This window comes from Novosphingobium decolorationis, from assembly GCF_018417475.1.
In the GTDB taxonomy this organism is placed as follows: Bacteria; Pseudomonadota; Alphaproteobacteria; order Sphingomonadales; family Sphingomonadaceae; genus Novosphingobium; species Novosphingobium decolorationis.
In genome coordinates this window covers 2552642-2567186 of sequence record NZ_CP054856.1, presented here as the reverse complement: position 1 = coordinate 2567186, position 14545 = coordinate 2552642, and the positions used below count along the sequence as shown (strand labels likewise).

At 67.0% G+C, this 14545-nt stretch carries 17 protein-coding genes; 8 read left to right on the top strand and 9 right to left on the bottom strand.

What is annotated here, in order from left to right; translation table 11 throughout:
• Positions 1 to 67: 67 nt before the first annotated feature.
• Together lysA and HT578_RS11975 are read left to right on the top strand one after the other, a co-directional pair.
• On the top strand, positions 68 to 1327 hold the full coding sequence (gene lysA, locus HT578_RS11980; protein WP_213499676.1) for a diaminopimelate decarboxylase: 1260 nt from the start codon (positions 68 to 70) through the stop codon (positions 1325 to 1327).
• A gap of 35 nt (positions 1328 to 1362) precedes the next feature.
• The gene (locus tag HT578_RS11975) at positions 1363 to 2157 is read left to right on the top strand and encodes a precorrin-2 dehydrogenase/sirohydrochlorin ferrochelatase family protein (protein WP_213499674.1); all 795 of its coding nucleotides are present in this window, start codon (positions 1363 to 1365) and stop codon (positions 2155 to 2157) included.
• Positions 2158 to 2291: 134 nt separating this feature from the next.
• Here the strand turns inward: HT578_RS11975 and HT578_RS11970 are convergent, their stop codons facing one another.
• From HT578_RS11970 to pyrE, 9 genes are all read right to left on the bottom strand, one after another.
• The gene (locus tag HT578_RS11970) at positions 2292 to 2849 is read right to left on the bottom strand and encodes a CAP domain-containing protein (protein WP_213499672.1); all 558 of its coding nucleotides are present in this window, start codon (positions 2847 to 2849) and stop codon (positions 2292 to 2294) included.
• A 118-nt stretch (positions 2850 to 2967) separates the two neighbouring features.
• Positions 2968 to 3441, bottom strand: a complete 474-nt coding sequence (gene ruvX / locus HT578_RS11965) for a Holliday junction resolvase RuvX (RefSeq protein ID WP_039390185.1) — start codon at positions 3439 to 3441, stop codon at positions 2968 to 2970.
• Positions 3441 to 4604 carry a DUF3089 domain-containing protein gene (locus tag HT578_RS11960; protein WP_213499671.1) on the bottom strand — a complete coding sequence of 388 codons (1164 nt, stop codon included), beginning with the start codon at positions 4602 to 4604 and terminating at the stop codon, positions 3441 to 3443. Before HT578_RS11960 ends, ruvX begins: the two co-directional genes overlap by 1 nt.
• A 58-nt stretch (positions 4605 to 4662) precedes the next feature.
• Positions 4663 to 5841 carry an AI-2E family transporter gene (locus HT578_RS11955; protein ID WP_338422132.1) on the bottom strand — a complete coding sequence of 393 codons (1179 nt, stop codon included), beginning with the start codon at positions 5839 to 5841 and terminating at the stop codon, positions 4663 to 4665.
• The gene (gene lepB, locus HT578_RS11950) at positions 5838 to 6776 is read right to left on the bottom strand and encodes a signal peptidase I (protein WP_213504283.1); all 939 of its coding nucleotides are present in this window, start codon (positions 6774 to 6776) and stop codon (positions 5838 to 5840) included. The genes HT578_RS11955 and lepB overlap by 4 nt, the downstream gene beginning before the upstream one ends.
• 18 nt (positions 6777 to 6794) lie before the next feature.
• A complete protein-coding gene (gene acpS, locus HT578_RS11945) occupies positions 6795 to 7217 on the bottom strand; it encodes a holo-ACP synthase (RefSeq protein ID WP_213499668.1) in 423 nt (140 codons plus the stop codon).
• A complete protein-coding gene (locus HT578_RS11940) occupies positions 7214 to 7480 on the bottom strand; it encodes a hypothetical protein (protein ID WP_039390190.1) in 267 nt (88 codons plus the stop codon). The genes acpS and HT578_RS11940 overlap by 4 nt, the downstream gene beginning before the upstream one ends.
• Positions 7477 to 8220: a pyridoxine 5'-phosphate synthase gene (locus HT578_RS11935; protein WP_213499666.1), complete on the bottom strand. Its 744-nt coding sequence runs from the start codon at positions 8218 to 8220 to the stop codon at positions 7477 to 7479. The genes HT578_RS11940 and HT578_RS11935 overlap by 4 nt, the downstream gene beginning before the upstream one ends.
• Before the next feature lie 72 nt (positions 8221 to 8292).
• On the bottom strand, positions 8293 to 8877 hold the full coding sequence (pyrE, locus tag HT578_RS11930; RefSeq protein ID WP_213499664.1) for an orotate phosphoribosyltransferase: 585 nt from the start codon (positions 8875 to 8877) through the stop codon (positions 8293 to 8295).
• Between the two features lie 208 nt (positions 8878 to 9085).
• Here pyrE and coxB point away from each other — a divergent pair, with 208 nt between their 5' ends.
• From coxB to HT578_RS11900, 6 genes are all read left to right on the top strand, one after another.
• Positions 9086 to 10078: a cytochrome c oxidase subunit II gene (gene coxB, locus HT578_RS11925; RefSeq protein WP_213499662.1), complete on the top strand. Its 993-nt coding sequence runs from the start codon at positions 9086 to 9088 to the stop codon at positions 10076 to 10078.
• Positions 10079 to 10113: 35 nt separating this feature from the next.
• Positions 10114 to 11799, top strand: coding sequence for a cytochrome c oxidase subunit I (gene ctaD / locus HT578_RS11920; RefSeq protein WP_039390197.1), 1686 nt, complete (start codon positions 10114 to 10116; stop codon positions 11797 to 11799).
• Between the two features lie 110 nt (positions 11800 to 11909).
• Positions 11910 to 12830, top strand: a complete 921-nt coding sequence (locus tag HT578_RS11915) for a heme o synthase (protein WP_213499660.1) — start codon at positions 11910 to 11912, stop codon at positions 12828 to 12830.
• Between the two features lie 8 nt (positions 12831 to 12838).
• Complete coding sequence (locus HT578_RS11910) at positions 12839 to 12982, top strand: hypothetical protein (protein WP_213499658.1); 144 nt, start codon at positions 12839 to 12841, stop codon at positions 12980 to 12982.
• A 3-nt stretch (positions 12983 to 12985) separates the two neighbouring features.
• Positions 12986 to 13618, top strand: coding sequence for a cytochrome c oxidase assembly protein (locus tag HT578_RS11905; RefSeq protein ID WP_213499656.1), 633 nt, complete (start codon positions 12986 to 12988; stop codon positions 13616 to 13618).
• An 84-nt stretch (positions 13619 to 13702) separates the two neighbouring features.
• Entirely contained in the window at positions 13703 to 14524 is an 822-nt protein-coding gene (locus HT578_RS11900) for a cytochrome c oxidase subunit 3 (RefSeq protein ID WP_039390199.1), read from the top strand.
• The last annotated feature ends 21 nt before the right edge of the window (positions 14525 to 14545 follow it).

The window sequence follows — 14545 nt, the reverse complement described above, 5'->3', positions numbered from 1 at the left end:
CACGCCTCACTCATGCAGCGGCCCGCCCCGGTGGCGGGCCCACACCGAATTTTCCGACAGGACACCCATGGACCATTTTCAGCTGATCGACGGCCAGCTTTGCGCCGAGCAGGTGCCGCTCGCCGACATCGCCCGCGACGTCGGCACCCCCGTCTACGTCTACTCGCGCGCGACCTTCGAGCGCCACGCCCGCGTCTTTCGCGAGGCGCTCTCGGGCCTGCCGAGTGTGCACATCGCGTTCGCGGTGAAGTCGAACCCGAACCTGGCCGTGCTGCGCCTGCTGTCGAAGGAAGGCTATGGCGCGGACGTGGTCTCGGAAGGCGAGATGAACCGCGCGCTGGCCGCCGGAATGCCGGCTGAAGACATCGTCTTCTCGGGCGTGGGCAAGTCGAAGCGCGAGCTGACCGCCGCGGTGAAGGCCGGGATCGGCCAGTTCAACCTCGAGAGCGAGGAAGAGGGCGTCGAATTGGCGGCCATCGCCTCCGAACTCGGCGCCACGGCCACCTGCGCGCTGCGCGTCAATCCGGACGTCGATGCGCGCACCCACGAGAAGATCTCGACCGGCAAGGCCGAGAACAAGTTTGGCGTCTCCTATGACCGCGCCGCCGGGATCTACGCGCGCCTCTCCGCGCTCGAGGGCCTCAACATGCGCGGGCTTGCCGTCCACATCGGCAGCCAGATCAGCGACCTCGAACCCTCGCGCCAGGCTTTCGTGAAGATGGGCGCGCTGATGGAGGAGCTGCGCGCGCAGGGCCTTTCGGTCACCCACATGGACCTGGGCGGAGGTCTCGGCGTTCCCTACAAGGGCAACGAGAGCCTGCCCACGCCCGCCGATTACGGCGCGATGGTGGTCGAGGTGACGAAGGGCTGGGACGTGACCGTCATGTTCGAGCCGGGCCGCGTGATCTCGGGCAATGCGGGCGTGCTCGTCTCCGAGGTGATCCGCGTCAAGGAGGGGACCTCCGCGCCCTGGATCGTCGTTGATGCGGCGATGAACGACCTTGCCCGTCCGGCGATGTACGATGCCTGGCACGACTTTGCCGCGGTCAAGCCGACTGGTGAGACCTTCACGGCCAATGTCGTGGGTCCGATCTGCGAGAGCTCGGACACCTTTGCCAAGAACCGCGAGGTCGACGTGGTCAAGGCGGGCGATCTCGTCGTCTTCCGTACCGCGGGCGCCTATGGCGCGACGATGGCCAACACCTACAACAGCCGCGCGCTGGTGCCCGAAGTCATGGTCGATGGCGATGCCTGGGCGCTGGTTGCAGGTCGGATCGAGCCCGAGACGATCCTCGCGGCCGAGAGCGTGCCGGACTTCCTCGTCTGATTGAGCCCCTCGCGCTGGCTTGGTAAGGAGCGGCGATGATCGACAATCTGCCGCTCTTCCACGCCGTCCGGGACCGGCCCGTCCTCGTCCTCGGACGCGGCGAGGCCGCTCTTGCCAAGCGCCGCCTGGTCGAGCGGGCGGGCGGCCTTGTGATCGACGATTTTCGCGAAGGGCTGCTGCGCGGCGCGCGGTTGGTCTTCATCGCGCACGAGGAGGAAGAGCTTGCCGCGCGCGATGCGCGCCGCGCGCGGGGGGCGGGCCTGCTCGTCAACGTCACCGACCGGCCCTCGCTCTGCGATTTCACGGTGCCCTCGATCCTTGACCGCACGCCGGTCCTCGTGGCCTTCGGGACCGGCGGGGCCTCGGCGGGGCTGGCCAAGCACTTGCGCCTGCGCCTTGAAACGCTGCTTCCGCAGTCGCTCGGCCAACTGGCGGGGGCCTTGCGCGATGCGCGCGGGGCCTTGCGCAGCCGCTGGCCCGCTGCGGCCGACCGGCGCCGCGCCATCGATGCTGCGTTGACTGCAGGAGGTCCGCTCGACCCCTTGCGCGAGGACAGCGCGGACAAGGTCGAGCAATGGCTCTCGGGCACGGTGCAGGAACAGGCGCGCGGCCTGTTCGAGATCGCGCTCACCAGCCTTGACCCCGACGACCTGACCCTGCGCCAGGCCCGCCTCATCGGTGAGGCCGACACGCTGGCCTGTGAACCGGGTATCCCCGAAGCGCTCCTCGTCCGGGCCCGCGCTGATGCGGTACGCCATGGGATCGAGAATGGCGCTGCGGTCGAGGCCGATGCGGGGCTGACCGTGGTGATGCGCGCGCCAAGGGATTAGCTTTTCAAGGGGCCATCGCCCCTTGACCCCAAAATGGGCGACCTCACCTTTCACAAGCTACGTGGCGCGCGGAAGGAAACCTCGACAGTTCGGGGAGCCCGAGGGCGATGGCCCTCGGATAAATATTCTTCTTTCTACTCGCGCGCGCCGGATGCGGCGAAACGCCGGTTCGAGGCCAGCTCCGCCGTGGTGTAGGGGCTTTCGTTCCACACGTTGCCCGGCGGATCGTAGCGGCACACGAGGTATTCGTGGTGGGCGCTCTGGGCGAGGGCGCAGCCGACCGCGCTCGTGCGCGCCCAGATCATCTGCGTGTAGTGTCCCACGCGCGGGAAGTTGGCCTGCCAGGAGGTCCGGGCGCTCAGCGCGGTTTTCTCGTGGGCCCAGCCTGCGACCATGTCCGCGAGGCTGTAGGCGCCGCGCGTACCCATCCACAGGTTCTCGCCGGTGTCGCGGTTGGAGGTGTCGTGGCGGAAGGTGCCGGTGGCCGCGAGCCGCTGCGCCCAGCCTTGCGCCTCGCGGGCCAGGGCGGGGCTCCAGCGCAGCGGTGGGGCACCGACGGCGGCGCGTTCCTGGTTGTGGATGGCAAGGACGACATCGGCCAGGCCCGACCTGTCTGCCGCGCTGCCGATAGCGGTCGCACCGCCACTGCCCGATACCGCCACGGCCGCGGCGGCGAGTATGCCCAAACCCATCTTGCAACCCCGTCTTCGTGACAGCGGCGCCTAGAGGCGCGTTCCTGTCAATTTCCGGAACATTGCAGGGCTTGGAACTGAAATCGTTAAAATCCGATGTGCGGGACGCCGGGACGGCTCAGAACATGCCCCCGGCCAGTCCGTCGATGGCGCCCTGCAGGATGACGGCGGCGGCTGCGCTGTCGATGCGCTCCTTGCGCTTGGCGCGGCTCATGTCCTGGTCAAGTAGGCCGCGTTCGGCGCCCATGGTCGACCAGCGCTCGTCCCACAGCAGGATGGGCAGGCCCAGCGCGGCGAGGTTGCGCGCGTAGGCGCGGCTCGACTGCGAGCGCGGGCCTTCCGAGCCATCCATGTTGAGCGGCAGGCCGATGACGATGCCGGTAATCGAACGCTCCGCGACAAGGGCGGAGAGCGCGGCCTTGTCGGCGCCGAACTTGCCACGCTTCAGGGTCTTGCCGGGCGAGGCGAAGCGCCAGCCCGCATCGCAGAAGGCGGTGCCGATGGTCTGGGTGCCGAGGTCAAGGCCCAGGAGCGCGCCCGCATCGGGCAGGGCGTCGCGAAAGTCGAGCGCGCTGGTGGTGACGGTGCTCATCAGCCGACGGCCTTCACCTTGGGGGCGCTTTCCTCGGGCGCTTCGTCTTGCGCGGCGAGCCAGGCGGTCAGGCGCTTGCGGGCGTCGGCGCGCAGGTTCTCCCAGAACAGGAGGATGTCGTAGACGTGGTAGTTATTGCCCGGCAGCACGTAATCGCCCAGCTCCAGCTTGGGCGGCGCGCCGATGTGCAGGAAGTTGTCGAGCTCGCAGGCCGCGGGCACGACCTGCGGGGCCAGCGTGCCGGTCTTCTCGGCGAAGTCGGGGACCAGCGTGCCGGTGTTGGCGCGCGCATCCGCCGCGCCGTCCTGCGCGCCGATCAGCGGGTTGGTGCACAGGAACGGGCTGCCATCCAGCTTCTGCCCGTCAAGCCCGGTCTGGCGCAGGTAGCCCGCCGTCAGTGCCGAGGTGTCGGCCGGGTCGGCGACCGAGAGCCAGGAAAGCACGCAGCCCGCCTGGTTGTCGCTGGTGCACTGGGGCAGGCCCATCTTCGGCAGGTCATGGTCAAGCGAGACCGGCCAGCCGGGCAGGTAGGCTGCGGCCACGCGCGCGGCGACGGGCGTGCCCGCCACGTGGTCGCGCAGCAGGCGGCGCAGCAAGAGCGCGCCCTGGCTGTGGCCGACAAGGACGATGGGCCCTTCCGGGTTTTCGCGCAGGAACACGGCAAAGGCGCTCTCAAGGTCGCCATAGGCAAGGTCGAGCGCCTGCTGCGCTTCGGGCCGGGCGGTGAAGAAGGCGCCGATCGTGGCCTGACGATAGCGCGGGGCCCAGACATCGCCCGCGGCGGTGAAGGCGCTGGCCATGGTCTGCGTGAAGAGCGCGGCGCGATTGTTCGCGTCCTCGTCGTCGAGCGGCGCGTTCCAGTGCGCCTTCTCCATGTAGCTGGTGGGATGCACGAAGAAGATGGCCGCGCGGGCCGAGCCCACAGGTGCCGTGCTCGCCCCTTCGGGCAGCCATTGCGCGGGATCGTTCTGAAGGCCGGGCCGCGCAACCCACATCGCGGGCGCGTCCCAGTCGCCTTCGGGCTTGGCGGGCCGGGTCTCGAACTCGCCCGAGGGGACGAAGGTGAGCTCGGTCAGCTCGTCCGACCAGAAGGTGAGCGCGAGGCGTGCGGCCACGAAGAGCACGAGGCACACGGCGACGACGTAGAGGAACTTGCGGGCCATGGTCTCTCCTGTTGCCGGTTCGGCCGGATCGGTCAAGCGTCGCCGCAGAGAGTGGGCCTTACGCGTGCAGCGCGCCTGCAGGATCGGTGTCGGCCTCGGGCGGGACTTGCGTGCCGGGGGGCAGCACGCGGTTGCGCGCGGCTTCGCGCTCCAGCCAGATCTTGAGCATGGCCACCAGCGGGTCGGCAAGGGCCAGGCCCAGGATACCGAACAGGACGCCCAGAATGAGCTGGGCGGCGAGCACCAGCGCGGGCGGCAGGTCGACCGTCTTGCGCGCGATCATGGGCACGATCACGTAGCCATCGATGAGGTGGACGATGAGGTACACGAACATCGTGTAGAGCCCCATCTCCATGCCGCCCGAAAAGCCGACAAGGATCATGATCGCGCCCGAAATCGGCGCGCCGATGTTGGGGAGGAAGGCGAGGAGCGCGGTGATGATGCCCAGGAGCGCGGCCATCGGCACGCTGTAGGCCTCCAGCATGGCCCAGGTGAACAGGCCTTCCACACTCATGCCGATGACGCGCCCGAACAGCAGGCGGCGCAGCGCCGCCCCCATCGCGCGCGCGGTGCCCTCGAAATGGTCGCGCCGGTCGACCGGCAGGAACCAGCCCACACCCCGGCGGTAGAGGCGCGGCTCCAGCGCGAAGTAGATGCCCAGGACCAGGATCAGGAAGAGCGTGGTGACCGCGCCGATGAGGCCGCCCACCACCGCCGTGACCTGGCTCATCCCGCCCATCGCCTCGCGCGCCATGGACCGCAGGTCCACTGCCGTGACGTTGAGACCATGGCCGCGCAGCCATTCCAGCGCGAGGTAGTATTGCCCTTCGATCGTGGCGGGAAGTTCGGCGGCTTGGACCGCGATCTGGCTCCCGGCAAAACGCGCGATCCATATGACCGCCATCAGAGCGAGGGCGAGCACGATGGCCACGCACCAGGTGCGCCCGAGCGGCACCACCCGGCCCAGCAGGCGCGCGCCGCCATCAAGCAGCGCGCCGAACACGATGCCCCCGAAGATGACCAGCAGCGATTGCGAGAGGAAGATCGCCAGCGCGAAAAGCAGCAGCATGCCGATCCACACGAAGGCCTTGCGCGCCTCGGTGCGGATCAGCGGATCGGCGATGTCGGTGGGGCCGACGCGGCGCACGCGCGAAGGCGTCTCGGGGGCGGGGGAGGGCGCCGCAGGTTCCTCGGCGCCCGGAGCGGTCTGCGGGGGCTCCCCCGCAGCAAGGCTCACTGCGCGGCCTTGCTCGCGTCGAGGGCAGGGCGCAGGCTGGTCAAGGCGCGGCCGGGGCGCAGCGCGCTCCACCAGGTCAGCGGGTTCCAGGTCTGGGTGCCATCGAGCGAGAACGTGATGAACTCGGCGCGCCCGCCAATGTCGGAGAGCGGCACCGGGCCGTTGAGGCCGCCTCCGGGCACCCCGGCCCAGTCGTCGAACGGGGCACGGCTGTCGGACGAGCGGTCACGGTCGTCGCCCATCAGGAAGACGTGGCCTTCGGGCACGCGGGTCTCCGGGTAGTTGTCGAGGCGCTGGTTCATGTAATCGATGACGTTGTAACTCGCGCCGTTGGGCAAGGTTTCCCGGTAGGTCGGCATTTCGTAGACTTCGCGGCCCGAGGGCAGGCGGGTGCGGAAGGCTTCGAAGCCGTCGTAGCAGTGGCCCACCTCCTGCCCGTCGCACTGGAGCGCGGGATCGGCGCCCAGCTGCGTGGCGGGCACGACCTCGCGCGGGATGAAGCGGCCGTTGAGGCGAATGCGCCCGTCGATCACCGCGATCCGGTCGCCGGGGCGGGCGACCACGCGCTTGATGAGGTCTTCCTTGCGGTTGCCCGGCACGACGATGACGATGTCGCCGTATTCGGGCGTGGAACCCAGGATCCGCCAGTCGCTGCGCGGCAGGGCGTGGAAGCTGATCGAGGACCAGTTCCAGCCATAGGCGTACTTGGAGACGACGAGGCGGTCCCCCACCAGCAGGCCCGGCATCATCGAGATCGAGGGAATGTAGAAGGGCTTGGCGACGAACGAGTGGAACGCCAGCACCCCCAGCAGCATCAGCGCGAGGCCGCGCACTTCGTGCAGCCAGTTGACCTTTTCCTTACCCTTACCCTTACCCTTACCCTTCGCCTTGGCGGATGTGGAGTTTTCGGAAGAGGGGGCGGACGGTTCGCGCATGGTCTGGGACAAGAAACTCTACTCGGTAGCGGCGCAAGGGGCGAGCGGGCGCGCCTCGATGACGACGAAAGCCTGCGCCCATGGGTGATCGTCGGTGAGCGTGAGGTGAACCACGGCTTCGTGCCCTGCAGGGGTCATCGCATCAAGCCGCTCCTTCGCGCCGCCCGACAGCGCCAGCGTGGGCGCGCCGGACGGGGCGTTGACGACGCCGATGTCCTTCATGAAGACACCTTGCTTGAAGCCGGTCCCGACCGCCTTGGAATAGGCTTCCTTGGCCGCGAAACGCTTGGCCAGCGTGCCTGCGACGGTGTGTGGGCGCCGCGCGGCCTTGGCGCGCTCCTGCTCGGTGAAGACGCGATTGAGGAAGCGGTCCCCGTACCGTTCGAGCGAATTGGCGATGCGCTCGATGTTGCACAGGTCCGAACCCAGGCCGATGATCACTTGCGCCTTCTCCTGTTGCGCCAGTCTGCACGAATGCGCTCGGCCGCGGTCAGCGCGGGGCCCGAGAGCACGAAGACGGCAAAGCCCCAGCCGATGAGCCCCAGCCCCGAAAAGATCGGGTGCGGCTCGAACGGCCGTCCGGCGCGGTAGTCGCTCCAGAGGGCAAGTGCCGTCGTGATGCAGGCGACTATGGGGACGAAACCCAGGCAAACAAGGCGGATGCGGCGTTTGAGGCGCGTAAAATCCGCACCTTCACGTTTCACCGGACCTCGTCCATCAGCGCGCGCATCTTTGCGATGCTGGCCTCGAGCCCGGTAAAGATGGCCTCGCCGATGAGGTAGTGGCCGATGTTGAGCTCGGCGATCTGGGGGATGGCCGCGATCGGCTGGACGTTCTCATACGTGAGGCCGTGCCCGGCGTGGGGCTCGATCCCGTTCTTGGCGGCGAGCGCGGCCATGTCGGCGATGCGCCTGAGCTCTGTCGCCACGTCCGGGCCGGTGGCGTGGGCGTATTCGCCGGTGTGCAGCTCCACCACCGGGGCGCCCAGCTTCATCGCCGCCGCGATCTGGTGCGGTTCGGGGCCGATGAAGAGGCTGACGCGCACGCCCGCCTCGGTCAGCCGGCCGACGATGGGGGCGAGCTGGTTGTGCAGGCCTGCAGCATCAAGCCCGCCCTCGGTGGTGCGCTCCTCGCGCCGCTCGGGCACGATGCAGGCCGCGTGCGGGCGATGCCTGAGCGCGATTTCCAGCATCTCCTGGGTCGCGGCCATCTCCAGGTTGACGGGCAGGCCGGTTGCGTCCTGCACGCGCTGGATGTCACCGTCGACGATGTGGCGGCGATCCTCGCGCAGGTGCACGGTGATGCCATCCCCGCCCGCCTGCGCCACGATCTGCGCGGCACGGGCCGGATCGGGATGGAGCCCGCCGCGCGCGTTGCGGATGGTGGCGACGTGATCGATGTTCACGCCAAGGCGCAGGTGCGCGGGATTAAGGACGCTGGACACGGGAGGCGGGCCTTTGCGTTGCGGGAGGACAAACGGCGAGGACGGCGCCCGGGGCTACCGGGCGCCTGTGGCTCAGGGCTGCTGGCGGCTGCCCGGCTTGATCGCGGGGGTGGCGGCAAGCTCGGCCGGAAGCTCGTCCTCGGCATACGTCGGGAAGCTGAGCGCGACGAGCGGATAGAACGGGACGCCCAGGTCCACAGCGCCCGCCGAACGGTCGACGAGGGCGGCTGCGGCAATGACCGTGCCGCCGGCGGCCTCGATCGCCTTGATCGCCTCGCGGCTGGACTTGCCGGTGGTGACCACGTCCTCGACCATCAGCACCTTGTCGCCCGGATCGAGCTCGAAGCCGCGGCGCAGCTCGAACGTGCCGGTCGGGCGCTCGACGAACATGGCATCGACCTGGAGCGCACGGCCCATTTCCTGGCCGATGATGACCCCGCCCATCGCGGGCGAGACGACCTTCTGGATCTGCTTGCGCACGTCGTGGGGGAACGTGGCGGCCAGCGCGACGGCCAGGCGTGCGGCGCGGTCGGGGCTCTGCAGAACGCGCGCGCACTGCAGGTAGTGGGCGCTGTGGCGGCCCGAGGAAAGAAGGAAATGTCCTTCCAACAGGGCCTTGCTGGCGCGGAACTCGGCGAGGACCTCTTCTTCCTGCATGGCGGTCAACTTCCTTTCATTAAAAACACGTAATTCGGCGGCCTTGCGCGGCGCCCAAAGTCAAAAATTCCCTAGTAGCGCTTGAGACGCGCAGCAAGCGCGCGTATAGGCCAAGATGGAAGGGGGGCAAGAGCCTCCGCATTTGGGGTGCGTGCAGGCGGGGCGATTCGCGTGTACGTTATAAAAGAGAAACGGAAGCGCTATAACGATGATATCCGGACACATCGCCCGCTCACCGCGCCTTTTGGGGAAGGCCAGCCTTTTTTTCGCAGCTGCATTTCTGGCCGCGCCCGCGCTGGCGCAGGAGGAAGGTAGCTACACGCCGATGACGCCGACCGAAGGCGTGGGCATGCCGACGCCGGGCGGGATCGGCTTCCAGGAACAGTATTCGCCGATTGGTGAATACGCGCTGAAGATTCACAACTACGCTCTGATGCCGATCATCACGATCATCACGCTGTTCGTGCTCGCGCTGCTGATCTGGGTCGTGGTGCGCTACAACCGCCGCGCCAACCCGGTCGCCTCCAAGACCAGCCACAACACCGCGATCGAGGTCGTCTGGACGATCCTGCCGGTGTTCATTCTGCTCGGCATCGCGGTCCCCTCGATCGACCTCATCGCCAAGCAGTACAAGCCTGCGCCCAAGGAAGCGCTGACCATCAAGGTCACCGGCAACCAGTGGTTCTGGACCTATGGCTACCCCGACAATGGCGAGTTCGAGGTGATCTCGAACATGCTCAACATTCCGGGCCAGCCGGTCATCAACAACGGTGTGCGCGAAGTCGGCTCGCAGGCCTGGGATGGCCCCTCGCACCTCGAAGTCGACAACCGCCTCGTCGTGCCCGCGGGCGAACCGATCCGCCTGCAGATCACCGCGGCCGACGTGATCCACTCGTTCGCCGTGCCCTCGCTGTGGTTCAAGCTCGACGCGGTGCCGGGCCGCATCAACGAGAAGGTCCTCTTCGTCGAGAAGCCGGGCGTCTACTACGGCCAGTGTTCGGAACTGTGCGGCGCGAAGCACGGCTACATGCCCATCGCGCTCGAGGCGCTCCCGCGCGAAAAGTACAACCAGTGGGTCCTGACCCATCCCGGCGCCGTGATCGACGGGCGTGAAGAGCCGGCCGCGGCCGCTCCGGCGGGCGAGGGCGAAACCGTCCCGGCCGACATGCCGGAAGACGCCGCCACCGAAGCCGCCGCCTGACGGCCCCGCGAACGCAAGGATTAGGGTTTACCACCATGGCAACCACCGCAGACCAGTTCCAGGGCCACGTCGCAGACCACGGCCACGATCACGGGCATGACCACCCGGGCTTCTTCGCCCGCTGGTTCATGTCGACCAACCACAAGGACATCGGCACGATGTACCTGATCTTCGCGATCATCGCGGGGATCATCGGCGGCGCCTTCTCGGGGATGATGCGCGTCGAGCTCGCCGAGCCCGGCATCCAGTACCTCGACATGTTCGCCAAGTGGTTCGGGGCCGAGAATCCCGATTTCACCACCACGCTCCACACCTGGAACGTGCTGATTACCGCGCACGGCCTGATCATGGTCTTCTTCATGGTCATGCCCGCGATCATCGGCGGCTTTGGCAACTGGTTCGTGCCGATCATGATCGGCGCGCCGGACATGGCCTTCCCGCGCATGAACAACATCTCGTTCTGGCTGACCGTGGCGGGCTTCGTCTCGCTCTTGTGCTCGGCCTTCGTACCGGGCGGTACGGGGCTTGGTGCGGGGACCGGCTGGACGGTCTATGCGCCGCTCTCGACCTACGGTTCGCCCGGACCTGCCGTCGATTTCGGCATCTTCGCGCTGCACCTTTCGGGTGCGGGCTCGATCATGGGCGCGATCAACTTCATCACCACCATCTTCAACATGCGCGCGCCGGGCATGACGCTGCACAAGATGCCGCTGTTCGTGTGGTCGGTGCTGGTCACCGCGTTCCTGCTGCTGCTCTCGCTGCCGGTCCTGGCCGCGGCCATCACCATGCTGCTGACCGACCGCAACTTCGGCACGACCTTCTTCGATCCCGCCGGCGGCGGTGATCCGGTGCTCTACCAGCACCTGTTCTGGTTCTTCGGCCACCCCGAAGTCTACATCATGATCCTGCCCGGCTTCGGCATCATCTCGCAGATCATCTCGACCTTCTCGAAGAAGCCGGTCTTCGGCTACCTCGGCATGGCCTACGCCATGGTCGCGATCGGCGTCGTCGGCTTCATCGTGTGGGCGCACCACATGTATTCGACCGGCCTTTCGGTGAACACCAAGATGTACTTCACCGCGGCCACCATGGTCATCGCGGTGCCGACCGGCGTGAAGATCTTCTCGTGGATCGCCACGATGTGGGGCGGCTCGATGGAGTTCAAGAGCCCGATGATCTGGGCCATCGGCTTCATCTTCCTGTTCACCGTGGGCGGCGTCACCGGCGTCGTGCTCGCGAACGGCGGTGTCGACGACAACCTGCACGACACCTACTACGTCGTCGCGCACTTCCACTACGTGCTCTCGCTGGGCGCGGTGACCGCGCTCTTCGCCGGCTTCTACTACTGGTTCCCGAAGATGAGCGGCAAGATGCACTCGGAGTTCCTCTCCTACGTGCACTTCGCGGTGTTCTTCGTGGGCGTGAACATGATCTTCTTCCCCATGCACTTCCTGGGGATGCAGGGCATGCCGCGCCGCTACCCGGACTACCCGGAAGCCTTCACCTACTGGAACCACATCGCGACGATCGGCTACATGGTCATGGCCGCCTCGCTGGTCGTGTGGTTCGTGAACATTGCCTACGCCTTCCTCGCGGGCCGCAAGGCCGAGGACAATTACTGGGGCGAGGGTGCGACGACGCTGGAATGGACGCTGACCAGCCCGCCGCCGTTCCACCAGTTCGAGACCCTTCCGGTCATCGAAGAGGCCGCGCACCACTGATCGGTCCCGGTCCCTCCCAACGGCGCACACGCGACGATTTGCCGGGCCTTCGGGTCGGGCAAATTGTCCGTCTCGCCTGAAAGGCACGAACGGTGTATGGGCACGCCACCATGACCACCTCGATTACCCCCCCGAATCCGGCTCCCGCCCGGCGTCCGGCCGAATGGCGTGACCTCATCGCGCTGACCAAGCCGCGCGTGATGAGCCTTGTCATCTTCACCGGCCTGTGCGGCCTCATCGCCGCGCCTACGCGCATCCACCCGGTCCTCGCCTTCACCGCGATCCTGTGCATCGCCATCGGGGCCGGCGGCGCGGCCGCGCTCAACCAGTGGTGGGAAGCCGACCTTGATGCGGGCATGAAGCGCACCGCCAAGCGCCCGCTCCCGCAGGGCCGTCTCGACCGCACCACCGCGCGCGACTTCGCGCTGGTGCTCTGCTCGGGCTCGGTGTTCCTGATGGGCTTTGCGATCGGCTGGCTGCCGGCCGCGATCCTGGCCGTCTCGATCGTCTACTATTCGGTCATCTACACTATCTGGCTGAAGCCCCGCACACCGCAGAACATCGTCATCGGTGGCGGCGCAGGCGCGTTCCCGCCGCTGATCGGCTGGGTTGCGGCCACGGGCGAGATCACGCTCATGCCAGTGGTGCTCTTTGCCATCATCTTCATGTGGACGCCGCCGCACTTCTGGGCGCTCGCGCTCTTCGTGAAGAGCGACTACGCCAAGGTCGGCATCCCGATGATGCCGGTCGTCGCGGGTGAAAAGGCCACGCGCCGCCAGATCCTGATCTACTCGGTGCTGCTCCTGCCGCTCACGATGGTCCCCTGGTGGATCGGCGGTACGGGCCTCGTCTACGGCGCGAGCGCATTCGTGCTGTCCGCGCTGTTCCTCGCGCTCTCGGTCCGGGTCGGCCTGCGCACGCGGGGCGAAGAGGACACGATGAAGCCCGAGAAGCAGCTCTTCGCCTACTCGGTCATCTACCTCTTTGCGCTCTTTGCCGCGCTGGTACTCGACCGGTTCATCGTCATCTGAGGGAGTTTATGGACGAGGAAAAGCCCGACACCCCCGTGCCCGATACCCGCAGCGTCGAGCAGATCCGCAAGGACCGCAATCGCGTGCTTGGCCTGGGTCTCGCCGCCTTCGTGGTCCTCGTCTTCTTCATCTCGATCGCGAAGATGGGCTGAGCCATGGCGAGCCTGTCCACGCCCCACGATGCCACGAGCCAGGCCGCGCAGACGCGCCGCCGCAACCGCAAGGTCGGCCTGATCGGTCTTTCGATGGCGCTGGGCATGCTGGCGCTGGGCTTTGCGGCGGTTCCGCTCTACCGCATCTTCTGCCAGGTGACGGGCTATGGTGGCACCACCCAGCGCGTCGACGGGGCGACGGCTGAGGCTGTCCAGGTTGCCGCGCGGCCCATGTCGATCCGTTTCGACGCCAATGTCGCGCACGACATGCCCTGGAATTTCAAGCCGCTCCAGACCACCCACGACATCACCGTGGGTCAGCGCGACATGGCGCTGTTCGAGGCCACCAACACCTCGGACAAACCCGTGACCGGCACCGCCAGCTTCAACGTGGAGCCCGAACAGGCGGCCAAGTATTTCAACAAGATCCAGTGCTTCTGCTTCACGCAGCAGACACTCCAGCCCGGCGAAACCGTGAAGATGCCGGTGCTCTACTACGTCGATCCGGCGATCCTTGGCGATGAAGACAACAAGGACGTCGAACAGATTACGCTCAGCTACACCTTCCACCTCAACGAAGTTCAGACATCTCCTGCGGATGCAAAGGGTCTGGACCGCGCCGGGGCGGGAAGTTAAGGCTCATTTGGGGACCGTTTCCTCCGGCACGTGGCGCCGGGCGCAGCGGCTAGAACAGTATTCGATAAACGGGGATGAAGGCACATGGCCGGTACCAAGAACCACGATTACCACATCCTGCCGCCGGACATCGCGCCGCTGGCGACCACGCTGGGCGCGCTGATCTTCACCTCGGGCATGGTGCTGTTCATGCACGACATGCCCGGCGGTGCCTTCGTGCCGTGGATGGGCTTGGCGCTCCTCATCGCCTCGATGTGGATGTGGTTCTCCAAGATCGTCCACGAAGCGCGCGCAGGTGACCATACCCCGGTCGTCCAGTTGCACCAGCGCTACGGCATGATCCTGTTCATCGCCTCGGAGGTGATGTTCTTTGTCGGCTGGTTCTGGGCCTTCTTCGATTTCTCGCTGTTCCCCTCCACTCTTACCGAGGTGGTGGACGGACAGTGGCCGCCCAAGGCGATCGAGGCGGTCATGGATCCCTTCGCGCTGCCGCTGCTCAACACGCTGATCCTGCTGACCTCGGGCACCACGGTGACCTGGGCCCACCACTCGCTGATCCACGGCGACCGTGAGGGCCTCAAGAAGGGCCTGTGGGCGACGATTGCGCTGGGCGTCCTGTTCAGCGCGATCCAGGGCTACGAATACCTGCACGCGCCGTTCGGCTTTGGCGGCAACACCTATGGTTCGGCCTTCTACATGGCGACCGGCTTCCATGGCTTCCACGTCATCGTCGGCACCATCTTCCTCGCCGTGTGCCTCGTGCGCAGCTACCAGGGCGACTTCACGCCGCGCCAGCACTTCGGCTTCGAGGCCGCGGCCTGGTACTGGCACTTCGTCGACGTGGTGTGGCTGTTCCTCTTCGTCGCGGTCTACATCTGGGGCGGCTGGGGCTATCCCACGCACTGATCCGCGCAGGTCTCGCAAAGC

What these genes read in the sequence shown, in the direction of transcription:
- HT578_RS11900 (WP_039390199.1), top strand. Translation starts at nt 13,703, where the DNA reads ATGGCCGGTACCAAGAACCACGATTACCACATCCTGCCGCCGGACATC.
- ctaD (WP_039390197.1), top strand. Translation starts at nt 10,114, where the DNA reads ATGGCAACCACCGCAGACCAGTTCCAGGGCCACGTCGCAGACCACGGC.
- pyrE (WP_213499664.1), bottom strand. Translation starts at nt 8,877, where the DNA reads ATGCAGGAAGAAGAGGTCCTCGCCGAGTTCCGCGCCAGCAAGGCCCTG.
- HT578_RS11970 (WP_213499672.1), bottom strand. Translation starts at nt 2,849, where the DNA reads ATGGGTTTGGGCATACTCGCCGCCGCGGCCGTGGCGGTATCGGGCAGT.
- HT578_RS11975 (WP_213499674.1), top strand. Translation starts at nt 1,363, where the DNA reads ATGATCGACAATCTGCCGCTCTTCCACGCCGTCCGGGACCGGCCCGTC.
- HT578_RS11915 (WP_213499660.1), top strand. Translation starts at nt 11,910, where the DNA reads ATGACCACCTCGATTACCCCCCCGAATCCGGCTCCCGCCCGGCGTCCG.
- HT578_RS11905 (WP_213499656.1), top strand. Translation starts at nt 12,986, where the DNA reads ATGGCGAGCCTGTCCACGCCCCACGATGCCACGAGCCAGGCCGCGCAG.
- ruvX (WP_039390185.1), bottom strand. Translation starts at nt 3,441, where the DNA reads ATGAGCACCGTCACCACCAGCGCGCTCGACTTTCGCGACGCCCTGCCC.
- HT578_RS11910 (WP_213499658.1), top strand. Translation starts at nt 12,839, where the DNA reads ATGGACGAGGAAAAGCCCGACACCCCCGTGCCCGATACCCGCAGCGTC.
- coxB (WP_213499662.1), top strand. Translation starts at nt 9,086, where the DNA reads ATGATATCCGGACACATCGCCCGCTCACCGCGCCTTTTGGGGAAGGCC.
- lepB (WP_213504283.1), bottom strand. Translation starts at nt 6,776, where the DNA reads ATGCGCGAACCGTCCGCCCCCTCTTCCGAAAACTCCACATCCGCCAAG.
- HT578_RS11960 (WP_213499671.1), bottom strand. Translation starts at nt 4,604, where the DNA reads ATGGCCCGCAAGTTCCTCTACGTCGTCGCCGTGTGCCTCGTGCTCTTC.
- lysA (WP_213499676.1), top strand. Translation starts at nt 68, where the DNA reads ATGGACCATTTTCAGCTGATCGACGGCCAGCTTTGCGCCGAGCAGGTG.